The sequence below is a fragment of the Arthrobacter sp. FW306-05-C genome (genome assembly GCF_021801725.1).
Lineage (GTDB): Bacteria > Actinomycetota > Actinomycetes > Actinomycetales > Micrococcaceae > Arthrobacter.
The window spans coordinates 3,008,948-3,024,623 of record NZ_CP084556.1; the positions used below are offsets into that span (position 1 = coordinate 3,008,948).

The 15,676-nt window shown below is 65.9% G+C and carries 10 protein-coding genes; 1 reads left to right on the plus strand and 9 read right to left on the minus strand.

Annotated elements, in window-relative coordinates; translation table 11 throughout:
• Positions 1–49: 49 nt before the first annotated feature.
• The 7 genes from LFT44_RS13925 to LFT44_RS13955 all read right to left on the minus strand — a co-directional run bounded on the left by LFT44_RS13925 (position 50) and on the right by LFT44_RS13955 (position 11,041).
• Positions 50–4,207, minus strand: a complete 4,158-nt coding sequence (locus tag LFT44_RS13925; RefSeq protein ID WP_236799033.1) for a DUF4011 domain-containing protein — start codon at positions 4,205–4,207, stop codon at positions 50–52.
• A gap of 129 nt (positions 4,208–4,336) precedes the next feature.
• Positions 4,337–5,926: a glutamine-hydrolyzing GMP synthase gene (gene guaA / locus LFT44_RS13930; protein WP_236799034.1), complete on the minus strand. Its 1,590-nt coding sequence runs from the start codon at positions 5,924–5,926 to the stop codon at positions 4,337–4,339.
• Positions 5,927–6,042: 116 nt separating this feature from the next.
• Positions 6,043–6,552 carry a DUF3817 domain-containing protein gene (locus LFT44_RS13935; RefSeq protein WP_236799035.1) on the minus strand — a complete coding sequence of 170 codons (510 nt, stop codon included), beginning with the start codon at positions 6,550–6,552 and terminating at the stop codon, positions 6,043–6,045.
• Positions 6,549–7,448: an SURF1 family protein gene (locus tag LFT44_RS13940; protein ID WP_236799036.1), complete on the minus strand. Its 900-nt coding sequence runs from the start codon at positions 7,446–7,448 to the stop codon at positions 6,549–6,551. Before LFT44_RS13940 ends, LFT44_RS13935 begins: the two co-directional genes overlap by 4 nt.
• An 86-nt stretch (positions 7,449–7,534) precedes the next feature.
• Positions 7,535–8,023 (minus strand): PTS sugar transporter subunit IIA, encoded by a 489-nt coding sequence (locus tag LFT44_RS13945; protein WP_018769223.1) that lies wholly within the window; start codon positions 8,021–8,023, stop codon positions 7,535–7,537.
• Positions 8,024–8,061: 38 nt separating this feature from the next.
• Complete coding sequence (locus LFT44_RS13950) at positions 8,062–9,801, minus strand: glycerol-3-phosphate dehydrogenase/oxidase (protein WP_236799037.1); 1,740 nt, start codon at positions 9,799–9,801, stop codon at positions 8,062–8,064.
• 103 nt (positions 9,802–9,904) lie between these two features.
• Entirely contained in the window at positions 9,905–11,041 is a 1,137-nt protein-coding gene (locus tag LFT44_RS13955) for a GuaB3 family IMP dehydrogenase-related protein (RefSeq protein WP_236799038.1), read from the minus strand.
• Positions 11,042–11,285: 244 nt separating this feature from the next.
• Here LFT44_RS13955 and LFT44_RS13960 point away from each other — a divergent pair, with 244 nt between their 5' ends.
• Positions 11,286–11,918 carry a hypothetical protein gene (locus LFT44_RS13960; RefSeq protein WP_236799039.1) on the plus strand — a complete coding sequence of 211 codons (633 nt, stop codon included), beginning with the start codon at positions 11,286–11,288 and terminating at the stop codon, positions 11,916–11,918.
• Positions 11,919–12,033: 115 nt separating this feature from the next.
• On the opposite strand, the gene LFT44_RS13965 is transcribed toward LFT44_RS13960, so the two are convergent.
• Both LFT44_RS13965 and LFT44_RS13970 read right to left on the minus strand, forming a co-directional pair.
• Entirely contained in the window at positions 12,034–13,893 is a 1,860-nt protein-coding gene (locus LFT44_RS13965) for an ABC transporter ATP-binding protein (protein ID WP_236799040.1), read from the minus strand.
• A gap of 41 nt (positions 13,894–13,934) precedes the next feature.
• Entirely contained in the window at positions 13,935–15,635 is a 1,701-nt protein-coding gene (locus tag LFT44_RS13970; protein ID WP_236799041.1) for an HNH endonuclease signature motif containing protein, read from the minus strand.
• Positions 15,636–15,676: the final 41 nt, after the last annotated feature.

The window sequence follows — 15,676 nt, forward strand, 5'->3', positions numbered from 1 at the left end:
CCAAACCGGGCACACATCCAACCCGGACGCGCTGGTCAGCCCTGCGCGGTCAGCCCCAGTGCGGTGGTTTCTGTTCCTTCAACCACGTGTCGTGGTCGTCCTCCCGGTCTCCCCAGCTGCGCGCATCGTCCTCTGCGGCCTTGCTCGGAAGGATTTCCTCGCTGCCGCCCTGTGCCGCGCGCGCCGCAGGGGCATTCGGGCCGGGTGCCGCAGGCGCCCCCGACGCAGCAGCGTCAGTGCCAGGTTCAGGGTTTCCGTTCTTGTTCTCGTCGTAGTGCATGTCTTCCTCGGGACCGGCTTTCCCGGCCCTGTCTTCCTTGCTCAATTCTTCTCTGCTCAAATCTTCTTTGCCCACGGAAGCTGCCGATGATGCGGTGTCGATTCCATTGAGTGCCTGGTGGACGTCGTCGTCAAGGAAGCCCGTAGAGGTCGTGGTCCTGCCAAGGAGCACGATGTTCTCGAGTCCCAGGTACCCCGCTATGCGGTCGGCGCAGGTCGAGGGGTCGGTGAAGACTTCGATGGTCCACAGCGGCATGTAGCGCCAGCCCAGGCGTTCCAGCAGTTCCGGGCGCAGCCGGCTGCGTTCACGCACGCTCATGGCGCGGTACTGCTTGGTGCCGTCGGATTCGATGGCCACAGGCCGGGGCAGGTCCAGGTCGTCCTGGCCCATGGTGTTCAGGGGGTCGGCCGCGGCAACAACGTCGATGGCGCCGTCGTACTGGTGCCACACCCGGGCGCCGCGGGCGCGCAGCCTGTCCCCCAGATCCGCTACCAGGGGATCCGCTCCCAGTGCCTGTTCGCTGGCAGCGGCACGGGACGCCGGAGTGCCCAGGTCCGTGTTGCCGGAGATTTCCCGGTTCAGCAGCGTGTAAAGGTCCACCGCCCCGTGGGTGAGGCGGGTGTGGTCCAGGTCTTCCGGCCGGAAGCAGGTCAGCACGTGCAGGGAACGCCGTGCCCGGGTCATCGCCAGGGCAAACTTTTCCCGGCCACCCTCGGCGGACAGCGGCCCGAAGTTGTGGAGTGCACGGCCGTGGGGGGTCCGCCCGAATCCCGGTGAGAAGATGACGTGGTCACGCACCAGGCCTTGGGCGCGTTCCAGGTCAACCACCCGGAAGGACTCCGGGCCGGCACCGAAGAATCCGGCGAGGCCGGGCTGGTTGGACAGCTGGAGCCTGATGGACTCGCCAATCCGGGCCGCGTGCCGGAGACTGGCGGTTACGACCGCGAGGGACGTTCGGGGGCGCATCCTGGCGTGCTCGAAGACCAGTTCCACAACGCGGTTGACCTCCGCCACGACGGATTCCACACCCTCGTGGTCGGCACTGGGCAGGCCGGTGCCGTCCGGCAGGTACTCAACCAACAGGGAGCGGTCCAGCCCCGTGGCGGACTGCCCTTCCGGCAGCCGGCGCAGGCCGCCGTCGTAAAAGCTCTTACTCAGCTGGAGGACCAAGTCCTCGTCCACCGCGCGATACACCACATTGAGCCGCCATACCGGCAGGACGGCGGAGAGCGCGGTAAAGGCGCTTTCCACACGGTGGTGCGCCGACTCGCCGGGCGCCAGCCGCTCCACTCCCACGGTGAAGGTCCGTGGCGTTGCTATGCGGGAATCACCGAAGGCAATGACCTGCCGTGCACGGGCAATCGAGGGCAGGACGGCCTGCAGGGAGGTGGCCTCAGCATCGAGGATCACCACCGCGTCGAAATGCTGCTCCGCTGGCAGCAGGCCCGTCATGAGGTAGGGACTGACAGACCAGACGGGAACCAGCGTCCCGATCAGGTCAGGCGCCTGTGCGGTCAGGGCGGGCAGGGAGACCCGCCCGTCCTTCAGCAGGCTGCGCAGGAGGCCGGCCTGCCGCGGCTGGGCGGCAATAGCGGTGCGCCACCGCTCCGCCAGGGCCCACCGCAGCCGGGCTGCGCCGCTGGCAATGTGCGCATTGTCTGCGAGGCGGTACTCTGCTTCGAGCCGGCGCAGTGCGTCGCCGTCGGACATGGCCAGGTAGTCGTCACCGCTGATCATTGCCTCGAGCGCGGACTGCCACCAGGCCAGTTCCAATTCGGCCGCGACCGATCCTTCGGGTACTTCCCGTTCGGCAAGGTCGGCAAGGAGTTCACCCAGGCCGTGTTCGCGCATGTTCTCGATGAGGAGTGTGCGTTCGGGCAGGGTCTTGAGCGTATCGGTGTCCGCCACCAGGCGCTCCAGGCGTTCCATCAGCTGCGGGTAGGGAACGCCGGTCAGCGACCCACCGTCTTCCGTATGCCGCAGCGCCTCGCCCAGCTGCGCCAACTCCTTGTCCAGGGAGCGGTACATGGCGTTCATTTCGGCCAGGCCCGATGGAACGGCAGGGTGCCGCTGCGTTGTGGCGTATCCCGCCCACAGGGCCCGCTGTTCCTGCACCAGCAGCAGGGACGAGTGCAGGTCCGCGATGTGGACGCCCGGACGCACATATTCCTTGGCCACCCGGCGCAGCCTGGAGCGCTGCATGGCCGTCAGCTCGATGCCGCGCTCACGCCGCCACGAGGACGGTGCAGTGGCGGAGATCAGGTCCGTCACCGGGCGGTCGAAGATGTCCGGGGTGAACTTGTCCAGGCTGCCGCGGACGGCAACCAGCAGTTCCAGCTGCTCGCCCCACTCGGCAAAGGATTCGCCCAGACGGATTTCGGCGTGCTCGGCAACCGCGTCCATCCGGTCGCGGAGGATGGGAAGGCTCTTGGCCACGGACCGGACCAGGTCCTGGGCTTCCTCGGTTTCCTTGCGGGTCAGCAGCCTTGCGCCGTGCCAGGGGCTGGTGGTGGCTGCCTTGCTGAAGCTGCCCAGTTCGGCAGCACGGCGAAGCCGGCCGGCCAGTTCATCGCGGTCCCGGATGCTGTCCAGGACGCTGCGCTTAAGCCGGACGGTGGTGGCCGGTGCCGGATGGATGGACGTGAGTTCGGCGAGGGACTGCATGGCCTGGTACGGCGAGCAGCCCCACCGATCGCGGACGTTGTGCAGCGATGCCACGTGGTCCATCAGCGCATGCCGGTGCTCGGTAAGGGTGTTGTGCAGGTTCCCGAGCTGCGGTTCCAGCGACTTCTCGTTCCGGACGATCGCCCGGACCAACTGGCCCTTCAGCTGTTGGGCGGTGACATTCCCGGTGAGCTGGAACAGGATGGACTCCAGTCCCAGCGACTCCAGGTGTCCGGACACCTCATTGAGGCTGGCGCGCCGGTCGCCCACCACCAGCACGGTCTTTCCGGCATCCACCAGGGCACCGATGGTGTTGATCGCGGTCTGGGTCTGGCCGGTACCGGGCGGGCTGCTGACCACCAGGGAGTCCCCGGCGCGGGCTGCATCGATTACGTACTGCTGGTCCGTGTCCGCGTCCAGCAGGAGCAGTTCGTCCTTGGGGTGCCGGTTGTCCAGCTGCGGGAAGCGGGACGGGTCCGGTTCTTCAATGTCCACCATCTCGCCGCCGGCGGCGGTGGCCAGTGCGGACACGATGGGGTGTGTGTCGTTGATCCAGGGGTCGTCGAGGTTGCCGGAGAGGTCGGCGAAGGTGGAAACGAGCAGGTTGTGCTGGGTTTCCGCCCCGTGGATGGGCCGGATCAGGGTGGCCAGCCGGTCCAGGACGGGCTGGGGGTCGAACCGGGCGGTGCTGTAAGCCAGGCGGGTCACGGCGTTGACGTCGAAGACGATGCCGTGGATGTTCTTCAGGTGCCGCACCAATGCCGGGTTGATCTGTGCCTGCTCGGTGAGCTGCAGTTCAAAGTCGTCCTCCCCTGGCCGAACCGTGAGGGAGATGGCGGTCAGCATCACGGGGGCGGACACACGCTGGGGTTTGCCCCCGACGGCGGATGTCCACACCACGGTGCCTGCGGACAGGTACCCGGCATCGATACCGCGGTCATTGGCGAGCTCAAAGATCTTGGACCGGATGTTGCGTGAAGCCCTTGCCGCGACCACGTACTGCTGCCGGTCCCGGATCAGCGTGGACAGGCGGGTGCGGCGCCCGGCCATGAGCTGGGCGAGTCCGGAGGGGTGTGCCGAGGTGAGGTCGATGGAACCTTCGGGCGTCTTGGTGAAGCGCAGCATCGTGTCCGCGCCGGTGACGGGTTTGAGCCCGGACAGCCATTTACGAAGCTCTTCCGAGCCCTCCGGGTGGCCTTGACCAACTGACACTTCTGCCTTCTTTTCTGCGTTTGCACGTGACGTCCTGGACCATACCGGCATAGGTTCGAGAGTAGCCGCTTCGGCGCCGGACTTGAGCGACCGCAACACTGGAGCACGGGAAATTGCGGAGGATTCATTCGGGAAAAGCAGTGGCCGGCCCCCGCTGGCGGAGGCCGGCCACTTAGGAAGCTATTCCCACTCGATGGTTCCCGGCGGCTTGCTGGTGACGTCCAGCACCACCCGGTTGACGCCGTCCACCTCGTTGGTGATCCGGTTGGAAATCCTGGCCAGGAGGTCGTAGGGCAGGCGTGACCAGTCGGCGGTCATGGCGTCCTCGGACGAAACGGGACGCAGCACGATGGGGTGGCCGTAGGTGCGGCCGTCGCCCATGACGCCGACGCTGCGGACGTCCGCCAGCAGCACTACCGGCATCTGCCAGACCTCGTTGTCCAGGCCGGCCTCGGTCAGCTCGGCGCGCGCGATGGCGTCCGCCTTGCGGAGCAGGTCCAACCGCTCCTTGGTGACCTCGCCGACGGTCCGGATGCCCAGGCCGGGGCCGGGGAACGGCTGGCGGCCCACGATCTCCTGCGGCAACCCCAGCTGGGCGCCCACGGCGCGGACTTCATCCTTGAACAGGGCTCGCAGCGGTTCGACAAGCTCGAACTGCAGGTCCTCGGGAAGCCCGCCCACATTGTGGTGGCTCTTGATGTTAGCGGCACCTTCGCCGCCGCCGGATTCGACGACGTCCGGGTAGAGGGTGCCCTGGACCAGGAACTTGATCTTCTCGCCGTGCGCGGCAGCCTCGGCAATGATGGCCAGTTCGGCTTCTTCGAAGGCGCGGATGAACTCGCGGCCAATGATCTTGCGCTTGGTTTCGGGATCGCTGACGCCTGCCAGTGCCGAAAGGAAGCGCTCCTGTTCGTTGGCCACGTACAGCTTGACGCCGGTGGCGGCCACGAAGTCGCGTTCCACCTGTTCCGCTTCGCCCTCGCGCAGCAGTCCGTGGTCCACGAACACACAGGTGAGCTGGTCGCCCACGGCGCGCTGGACCAGCGCTGCCGCCACTGCTGAATCGACGCCGCCGGAGAGCCCGCAGATTACCCGGGAATCCCCGATCTGCTGGCGGATCCGCTCCACCTGCTCCTCCAGGATGTTTCCGGTGGTCCAGTTGGGCTCAATCTTGGCGCAGTTGAACAGGAAGTTTTCAAGCACCTGCTGTCCGTAGGCGGAGTGCTTGACCTCCGGGTGCCACTGCACACCGAAGAGACCCTTTTCCTCGTTGGCGAAGGCAGCCACCTCCGCGCCCGCGGTCGTGGCCAGCACCTCGAAGCCTTCGGGCGCAGAGTGGACGGAGTCGCCGTGGCTCATCCAGGTCTTCTGGTGCTGGGGCATGCCTTCCAGCACGGAACGCCCCTCGCCCAGGATGGTGGTCTCGGTGGATCCGTACTCCCGCAGGCCGGTCTTGTCCACCTTGCCGCCCAGCGCGTTGGCCATGGCCTGGAACCCGTAGCAGATGCCAAAGACGGGGACGCCGGCCTCGAAGAGGTCGGCACCAACGCTCGGGGCGCCGTCGGCATAAACGCTGGAAGGGCCGCCGGAAAGGATGATGGCGGCGGGATTCTTGGCCAGGAGCTGCTCGGTGGAGTAAGTATGCGGAACCACTTCCGAATACACATTCGCTTCCCTGACGCGGCGGGCAATCAGCTGCGCGTACTGGGCACCGTAATCAACAACCAGCACCGGCTTCTGGGAAGTCTGGGATGCAGTGGGAGTAGTCACCGTAATAGCCTACTTGGCGCCGTTGCACCGGCGCACCTTGGGAGGCCGCGCTGTGACGGAGCAAACGTCCGACGGCGGCCGGTCGGCTGCCTGTGCGCAGCCCACTGCGGAGGGGATCAGTAGCGCTGCGGGGCCTGCGGGTTGGCGGCCAGCTCGGCCTCCACCTCGGCGTGGAACTTCTTCTCGACGATGAAGGACAGGAACGGCACCACGCCACCCAGTGCCAGCAGGATTAGCTTCAGGAACGGCCAGCGCATAAGCGACCACAGCCGGAAGTTGGAGATCAGGTACACCACGTACATCCAGCCGTGCACGATCAGCACCGTGACGGAGACGTTGACGCCGTTGATCACCCCGGCCGGTTCGGCGTCGGCGAATCCGAAGCCGAACGGCTGGCCGGTCACTGCGTTGGTGCCGCCCGCGAACAGGTACTGCCCGAAGCCGTACCGCGCCACGAGTTCGGCGCAGAGCAGGAGCAGCATGGTGCCGGTGAGGTAGGCCATGACCTTGTAGAACTTCAGGGCCGACCGGATCTGTGCCTCAGTACCGCCGAAGCGGCGCTTCTTGCCGGAAGTCTTGCCGCCGGATGCCTGCGGGGATGGGGTGGCGGGTTTCGGATCAATCATGGCTGTACCTTCTGCTGGTGCTGGTCAGGCTGCTGCTGTTCAGGCTGGTGCTGGTTAGGCTGCTGCTGAAGAGGCTGTGTTTCGTGGAGGCCGCCTGCGGGGGCTTCATCGGCGTCCTCGAGGGCCTCCTCGAGATCGCGGTGGTAGTCGTCCTTGACCAGGCGCCACCAGATAAAGAAGGCGAAACCGGCGAAGACGACCCATTCGATGGAATAGAACAGGTTGAGCCAGTTGATGTGCTGCCCGGGGGGCTGCGGCCCGATATCCAGGGGCAGGAGCTTTCCAGGGACGGCTGAGGCGCTGACGTCCTGGCCGCCCACCACCTCGGCGGTGGCAGACACAAAGCCCGGGTAGCTGCTCACGTCCCAGTAGTTGATGAGCTCGGCGACGGAAACAGCCGTGGCCTCCCCCGGCTTGGGCGACTTCCCGGCCACCGGCGCCTCGGATGGCAGGAGGCGTCCGGTTAGTTCAACAACGCCCGACGGCGGTGCTGCCGCATCCCCCGGCTCGGCTACCCACCCGCGTGCCACCGGGATCCAGGTTTGGGGAGATGCGCCCGCGCCGGTCAGGGCCGGGGCACCGTTGACGGCGAAGGCGGACACCACCCAGTAGCCGCTTTTGCCGTCGTGGAGCCTGCCGGGAACCAGGACCTGCTTGTCCGGGCTGTACGTTCCCTGCGCCGTCACCATCTGGTCTGCGACGCTTCCGTGGAAGAACTCCCCGGGCTGCAGGGTGCTTGTGAGCTGTTGGACCTGTTCAGAAGCCGGGTTGACCGGCACCTCGGGTTGGGTGGAGCGCCCGAACTGCCACTGGCTCAGCAGCACGAAGACCCCGGAGAGAACGATCGCGAAGATAAAGCCTGCGATCCATCGGGGCTTAAGGGCTGTTTTCCACACGTCTTAACCGTACTTCGTACTTCTGTAGAACAACTAAACGCCAGGGCATCCGGACCGGAAACGGGACCGGCCCATCCCAGCCGCGCCTAGTGGTCGAAGAAGACCAGGCTGGAGTTGATGAGTTCGGCAATCACTTCGGCGTCGTACGCACGACGCAGCGACTCCCGGAAAGACTCCTTTGAGAGCGACCGGGCCAGGGTGGCCAGCACCTCCAGGTGGTCCGAGAAGGAGCTGGCCGGGGTGGCAATCAACAGGATGACCGTGGCCGGACCGTCCGCGGCACCAAAGTCCAGCGCATGGCCGTACTTCGCGATTCCAACCGCGATGGACGTTTGGGAGACGAATTCGCTCCTTGCGTGCGGCAACCCGATGCCGCCCGGGAGCCCCGTGGCCAGTTGGTGCTCCCGGGCGTTAACGTTCTTCAGGAACCCGTCAAGATCTGAGATCCGCCCTGCCGCGTGCAGCCGCTCTGCCAGTTGGTTGGTGGCGTCGGTCTTGTCCTTGGCCTCCATTTCCAGGATCACCATGTCGGCGGTGGTCAAATGGGCGTCATACGGGTCCAGTGGTTCCGCCAAGGCGTATCCCTTCGGTCAGCAGTGGGGCTAGCGGCCCCTCAACGCAAGGGCACGATGTCTTCCGCGCCCAGGCGGGCAGCGTCTGCGGATTCGTCGTCCGGCTGTTGCTGGCTAAGGCGTTCCGCCTCCACACGGGCAAGGTAGTGGCGGACTTCGTTTTCGCGCTGTGCCTCGCTCCAGCCAAGGACGTCACCCATCAGTTTAGCGACAACAGGGGCAGCGGACACGCCGCGGTCCCACGCCTCGATGGAGATCCTCGTCCGTCGGGTCAGGACGTCCTGCACATGGCGGGCGCCCTCGTGCGTGGCTGCGTACACGGCCTCGGCCTGAAGATAGTCATCGGCTCCCGGGATAGGCTCAGCCAGTTCAGGGTTCTGCTCGATGATTTCCAGGACTTCGGGGGTCATGGACCCGTATCGGTTGAGCAGGTGCTCGATCCGCGCCACGTGCACCCCGGATTCCTCCGCGGTGCGGTTCCGCCGGTTCCAGGCCGCCCGGAAACCGCTGGCGCCCAGCAGCGGGATGGTCTCGGTACAGCTGGGCGGCACCCGCTCGTCCATGGTGCGGGTGGCCTCGTCGACGGCGTCCTTGGCCATGACCCGGTAGGTGGTCCACTTGCCGCCGGCCACCACCACCAGGCCGGGAACCGGATGCGCCACCACGTGCTCGCGGGAGAGCTTGGCGGTGGAGTCATTTTCACCGGCCAGCAGCGGCCGCAGCCCGGCATAGACCCCTTCGACGTCTTCCCTGGTGAGCGGCCGCTTCAGAACCTGGTTGACGTGTTCCAGGACGTAGTCGATGTCCTTGCTGGAGGCTGCCGGATGCGCCTTGTCCAGATGCCAGTCCGTGTCGGTGGTGCCAATGATCCAGTGCCTGCCCCACGGGATGACGAACAGCACCGACTTCTCGGTGCGCAGGATCAGCCCCACGGTGGACTGGAAACGGTCCCGGGGAACCACCAGGTGGATACCCTTGGAGGCGCGCACCTTCAACTGGCCGCGGTCCGTCACCATGGCCTGGGTTTCATCGGTCCACACACCCGTGGCATTGATGACCTGCTTGGCGCGGACGCTGAACTGCGTGCCGTCCTCGCGGTTCTCCACCTTGGCTCCAACCACCCGCTCGCCCTCGCGCAGGAAGTCCACCACCGCCATCTGGTTCACTGCATGCGCTCCGTAGTATGCAGCCGTGCGGACCAGGTTGGCCACGTATTTGGCGTCATCCACCTGACCGTCGTAGTACCTGATCGATCCCACAAAGGCATCGTTCTTCAGGCTGGGGGCCGCCCGCAGCGTGCCGCGCTTGCTCAAGTGCTTGTGGAACGGCACGCCGCGGCTGTGTCCGCTGGAGATGGACATGACGTCGTACAGTGCGATGCCGGCGCCCACGTACGGACGCTCAATGAACGGCTTGGTGAGCGGGTAAAGGAAGGGCACCGGCCGCGCCAGGTGCGGGGCAATCTCGGAGAGCAGCAGGCCGCGTTCCTGCAGGGCCTCCTTGACCAGGGCAAAGTCCAGCATTTCCAAGTAGCGCAGGCCGCCATGGATGAGTTTGGATGACCTTGAGGAGGTACCGGCGGCCCAGTCGCTTGCCTCGACGATGCCAACGCTCAGCCCACGGGTCACGGCGTCCAGCGCTGCTCCGGCACCAACGATGCCACCGCCCACAATCAGAATGTCCAGCTCCTGGCCGGGTTCGGCTGTGGCGCGCAGCCGCTGGATGGATGCTTCCCTGGCTTCGGGGCCAAGGACCCCGCCGTTTGCAGGAACACTCTTCATTGAACGCCTCCAGTGCCTCTAGTGCCGGTAGTAACCCCACACTACTTGCAATGGGCGTGCTTTGGGCAGGGCCGGGTGGTGCCCACCCGGCCCTGACCTGTGCTTAGTTTCCTTCGTAAGGCGATACGACGACGTCGACCCGCTGGAATTCCTTCAGGTCCGAATAGCCGGTGGTCGCCATGGAGCGCCGCAGCGCACCAATGAGGTTGGACGTGCCGTTTGTGTGGTGGCCGGGTCCGAAGAGGACCTCCTCCAGCGGCCCAACGGTGCCGACATTGGCGCGGTCCCCGCGCGGCAGCTCGGTGTGGTGGGCTTCCTGGCCCCAGTGCCAGCCCTTGCCCGGCGCTTCTTCTGCCCTGGCAAGGGCACTGCCCAGCATGACGGCGTCGGCGCCCATGGCGATTGCCTTGACGATGTCACCCGAGGTGCCCATGCCGCCGTCGGCAATCACGTGGACGTAGCGGCCGCCGGATTCGTCCATGTAGTCGCGGCGTGCCGCGGCGACGTCGGAGATTGCGGAAGCCATGGGCGAGTGGATGCCCAGGGCGCGCCGCGTGGTGGTGGTTGCGCCGCCACCGAAGCCCACCAGCACGCCGGCGGCACCGGTGCGCATGAGGTGCAGCGCCGGGGTGTAGCCGGCTGCGCCGCCCACGATCACCGGGACGTCGAGTTCATAGATGAACTGCTTGAGGTTGAGGGGCTCGTGGTCCTTGGAGACGTGTTCGGCCGACACGGTGGTGCCGCGGATGACAAAGATATCGACGCCGGCAGCCAGGACCGTCTTGTAGTGCTCCTGGGTGCGCTGCGGGGTCAGGGATCCGGCAACGGTGACGCCGGCCTCGCGGATTTCGGCCAGGCGGGACGTGATGAGTTCCGGCTGGATGGGTGCCTGGTACAGCTCCTGCATCCGACCGGTGACGACGGGGCTGTTGGTCTTGTCTTCAAGCGCCGCAATTTCATCGAGGACCGACTGCGGATCCTCGTACCGGGTCCAGAGGCCTTCCAGATCCAGCACGCCGAGGCCACCCAGCTTGCCCAGGGCAATGGCCGTGGCCGGGGACATGGCCGAGTCCATCGGAGCGGCGATCACTGGCATGTCGAACTGGTAGGCGTCGATCTGCCAAGAGACGGAGACGTCCTTGGGGTCGCGGGTGCGACGGTTGGGGACGATTGCGATGTCATCCAGGGAGTAGGCACGACGCCCACGCTTGCCACGGCCGATCTCGATCTCATAAGTCACTGCTCTAGGTTATCCCAGCAGGTCCGCTGGCTTTGCCCGGGCCGGATCCTGACGGAAAGCGCTGCCCGTGGCGGCGGCGCGGGGCAAACACGTAGCCTTCTCCGGAGTCTCGGTGGATGCTCCCGCGACCAGCTTACGATTGGGCTTCCTTCCGACAGGGAGGACCTGGTCCTCTTGGCGTGACCCTACGGCAACCCGGCTTCCGGACCTCTGTAAGGCGCACCCTTCCCGCTACAGTGGCGTGATGGGCAGCCGCTGGACATTTGACGGGCATATCGCCGGCATTGGTACTACTTCCGGGCTGCGCGCCGTAGTTGGAATATGGCAGGACTCCCCCTTCGGATCCTTCTCGGACGTCATGGTCCAGCAGCCTTCGGGACACCGGCTGCTGCTGGCACCGACGCCTGAAGTTGCCGGCTTCATCGCCGCCACCTACAGCTTTGACGAGGTGCAGGTGGTGGACGTTTCCGCCTCGCTCGCCGGCCACAGGTTGACGGTCGACGCCGGCCCGCTGGAAATCCGGGCCGTCACCGGTGCCAGGACTCGCCTGGGTTCGGTGCTTCAGGCAGTGCCCCGGCGCCTTGCTGTCCATCCCCGCTGGCTCGCCGCGGTCAATCCACTCGCTGCCCTCGCGGCACCCGGCGCCCGCACCTACGGAACTGCCGGCAGTGGAAGGGCGGAGTTCTATGGGGTGACCGACCTGCACCACGTGACCTCCGCCGTCGTCACTTGGGAAGGTGCCAACGCCGGGACGCTCTCCCCCATCCGGCCGGCCGTAACGTTCGGCTTCAGCAGTGTGCCGCCGCGGCCAAGTGTGGCCCGCGTGCGCACCACCGTGGTGGAAGCGTTGGAGACGCCGGCGCCGAGGCAACCGTGATGCACAGGAACGGGCACGGGGTTGTGCCCATCGAAGGGCCCGTCTCTTCCGGTTTTGGTGGATGAGCATGGTCTTCGCCGTACCCTGCGCGGAGTGCGGGCTTCGACAACCTGCGTCAGACTCCTTCAGGTTCCTCCACGGAAAGCTGGGACTCGAACATGCGGAAATAGCGGCCGCGCAGTGCCACCAGCTCCTTGTGGGTTCCCTGCTCCACGATCTGCCCGTCCTCCAGCATGTACACCACGTCCGCCTTCTCGATGGTGGCCAGCCGGTGGCTGATGGCGATGATGGTGCTGCTGCGGTCGGCGAAGAGACGCGTAAAGATCCGGTGCTCGGCCAGCGCATCAATGGCGGACGTGGGCTCATCCATGACCATGAAGGATGCGTCCCGGTAGAAGTTCCGGGCCATCGCCAGGCGCTGCCACTGACCGCCGGAAAGGCCGCTCCCCTTCCGGCCGCGGGGGTCTTCCATCCAGTTGCTGACGTGGTTATCCAGGCCGTTGGGCAGCTTGTTGATGAAGTCGAGTGCCTCGGCGTCGGCTGCGGCCCTGCGGATGCGGTCATCATCGCGAGGACTCTCCACATCGCCGAAGTAGATGTTCTCGGCGGCCGTGGCGAACTCGTACTTGAGGAACTCCTGGCTGAGAACCGCCAGGTGCCGGTGCCAGGAGGTGACGTCGACGGCGGCCAGGTCCACGCCGTCGAGCAGGACTTGCCCCGAGTCGGGACGGTAGAGGCCTGCGAGGATGCGGATCAGGGTGGACTTGCCGGCACCGTTTTCCCCCACGATGGCGATGTGCTGGCCCTGGCGGATGGTCAGGCTTATGCCCTTGATCACTTCAATGTCGCTGCCCGTGTACGTGAAGCGGATGTCCTTCAGCTCCACTTCCTTGGGTGCTTGCAGCAGAGGAGGCGCGTGTTCCGAGTGCATGGGCATCGCCATGAACAGCTCGTAGTCCTTCAGGTTAGCCAGGTCCTCATCGATGGAGCTCAGGGACGACACCAGGTTGTTCGCCGTGGACAGGGCACGGCTGACGATCTGCTGAACGTAGAGGAACTGGCCCACCGGGGCGGCGCGGGCAATGATCTGCCCCACCACCCAGATCAGCGAGACCACCTCCGCGCCGTATTGGAGTGCGTCGGCGGCAAGCTGCTTGGGGATGTAGCGTCGCTGGTAATCCAGGCGCCGCCGCTCGTCCGCGTCGCGGAGCCGGGACCGAAGGCCCATGAGGAAGCCGACAATGCCGTAGAGCCGCATCTCGGCGATGTGTTGCGGCCGCAGGAGGTTGGTTTCAATCATGCGCCGCTGACGGCGTGAATCCACCTGCGTGTTCCAGTGCGCGATCTGCTCCCTGGACAGCTTGAACTGCAGGTACACGCTGGGGACGATCGCCACCAGGACGATGACGGCGATCCACCAGCTGACCAGCAGCAGGGCGCCGATGGCCAGGATGACCGAGACCAGCTGCGTGAAGATGGCGGCGATGCGGTCCAGGACGCGGGCATAGGAATCGGAGAACCGCTTTGCCCGGTCGTATAGATCCACCGTCTCTTTGTCGTCGTAGCGCCAGAACTCGAGAGCGAGGAACCGCTCATACATCTGGTCCCCCACGATGGCGCCAACCTTGAAACTCATCAACTGCTGGATGTAGCGGTCCACGCTGTTGAAGGCGCCCCAGAACAGCCCCAGCGCGGCCGTGATGATGACGTAGACGACAGCACTTCGGCCTGCTCCGCCGTCGCCCGCATATGCCGCGGCCAGCGCCGAGGTGGTGAGGGACGCGAAGTAGGTGGTGACCAGCGGCAGCACTGCGGAGATCAGGGAGCCGAGCACCTTCATGACCACAGCGCCTGGGGATGCCCGGAAGCTCACTCGGAGGACTTGGGCCACGGCCTTGGCATAGGGGCGCAAGGCAAGCCGCTTTTGCGGATCGCGCTTAGGAGTCAGCTCCGCCGGATGGCGTGTTGGAGGCATGGAATCAGCCTAGTGCTGGGAGTGCTCGAACAGGCCTGGAGTCATTTGGTGGAATGGAGACAGCGCCGCAAGGCGTCCTCTCCCGGGGACCAATCCAGGTAATGGAAGTCCGGGCGATGGCCAACCACCCGCAGCAATTCCCCATTAAGATTCACCCCGGTTTTAGGCTCGAATGTCCCGCCCGGAACATCTGTCCTGCCCTGCGCATGAATCTCTACTGGCCAGTGTGTGGGTTCTGGGTGGGGGTGTTCGGGTTTGTAGTGGCGGCCGGTGGGCGAGGTCCAGCCGGGTGATCCGTTGTTGGTGGCCGGGTCTGGTGTCCATTGGCTGTGGTGTTTGAGCCGGTGGTGTTCCGGGCAGAGTTGTGCCAGGTTGCTGGCCCCGGTGGTTCCGCCGTGTTCCCAGGCTTTCAGGTGGTCGGTTTCGTTGTCCGGGGTGCGGTTGGTGCAGCCGGGGAAGGTGCATTTGCCGTCGCGCATCCTGATCCAGCGTTTGATGGTTTCGGTGAGCCGGTAGTTCTTCCGGCCGATCTCCAAGGGTGCCCCGTCGCGGGGGTCGACCAGGACGCGGTAGAAGGAGTCCGCACCGTCGGCGACCAGTTTGCGGGCCATGGATGCCGGGATCGGTCCCAGCCCGTCCAGTACCGCTGGCTCATCCGTGAGTCCGAGCAGGGAGAACACCGGCACCATGACCAGGACGTCCGCGCGCGGGGTGGGAACCTTGCCGATTTCCGTCACGGCCGACGAACTGGCGTCGGTGCCGGTCACGTCGTCGTTGCCGGTCCCGTCGTCGATGCTGGCCGGCTCTGCCGCGGTGGTGGTGCCGGTGGCTGTCAGAGTGTTGCCGGTGGTGTTGCCGGCGCTGAGGAGCAGGGATGCTGCGATGTCGGGGCGGAGTTGGGTGATGGTGCGTGGTTCGTTGGGGCCTTGGAGGCCGCGGGCGGTGGCGGTGGTGCGGTTCCAGATGGCGCAGGCGGTGTCGCCGGGGAGGTAGAGCGAGATCCAGGCCATGCCGTCGCGGTCCGGGGTGTATTCCATCCGCCGGTCAGTAACCCCTTTGGCGTGGCGTTTCTGCAGTGTCTCGGGGTGGTGTCGTTCGCGCCAGTTACGGACTTTGGCCCGGAACCGGGAGGGGACGAGTTGGCCCGGGGTTGCGCCGCGGGCGGGGTGGGGTGCGTCGGGGTCGAAGAAGTGGGCCACCAGCGCGGCAGCGCCGGCCGGATCGAGGCCCTCGGTTTCGTCCGCGACGATGCGGGCGTGCTGCCAGGACATGGCGCCGGTGGCCAGGGCCTGGAACACGGGTGGGAGGGAGCAGATTTTCCGGGACTGTTCCACCAGGGCGCCTGCGGCGGCGGAGCTGATGGTGAGGACCCCTGCGATCTCTTCCACCATGGACATCTCGGCGTAGGTACGGTCCTGCACCGACGCGTCGGGCGGGGTCATGGCCTGCTGGAACCCGATCGCCTCGGCTGCATCCCGCGCCTTCATGGCGGCAAGCTGCGCTTCCAGGCGGGCCGTTAGTCCGAGCCGTTCCAGCCGGATCTCGTACCGCCGCTGCAGCACATCGACACCCGGACCAATAACAACGCCGGAACCGAGAGCAGCGCCCGAACCAACAGCAATCCCGGAGGCCAGGAACGCATCCTCCCGGTCCAGCACACTTATGGCATCCAGCGCGCCGAGGGCAGCCACAGAGGCACGAACACCCTCCAAAGCCACCCCAGCGCCACAGCCGATTCCCATAGAAGAATCATCTATCGAGGGTCTGACATTCTGTTTCGCAG

Coding starts and splice junctions, on each gene's coding strand:
- LFT44_RS13925 (WP_236799033.1), bottom strand. CDS start 4,207: ATGCCGGTATGGTCCAGGACGTCACGTGCAAACGCAGAAAAGAAGGCA.
- LFT44_RS13935 (WP_236799035.1), bottom strand. CDS start 6,552: ATGATTGATCCGAAACCCGCCACCCCATCCCCGCAGGCATCCGGCGGC.
- LFT44_RS13950 (WP_236799037.1), bottom strand. CDS start 9,801: ATGAAGAGTGTTCCTGCAAACGGCGGGGTCCTTGGCCCCGAAGCCAGG.
- LFT44_RS13960 (WP_236799039.1), top strand. CDS start 11,286: ATGGGCAGCCGCTGGACATTTGACGGGCATATCGCCGGCATTGGTACT.
- LFT44_RS13965 (WP_236799040.1), bottom strand. CDS start 13,893: ATGCCTCCAACACGCCATCCGGCGGAGCTGACTCCTAAGCGCGATCCG.
- LFT44_RS13970 (WP_236799041.1), bottom strand. CDS start 15,635: ATGGGAATCGGCTGTGGCGCTGGGGTGGCTTTGGAGGGTGTTCGTGCC.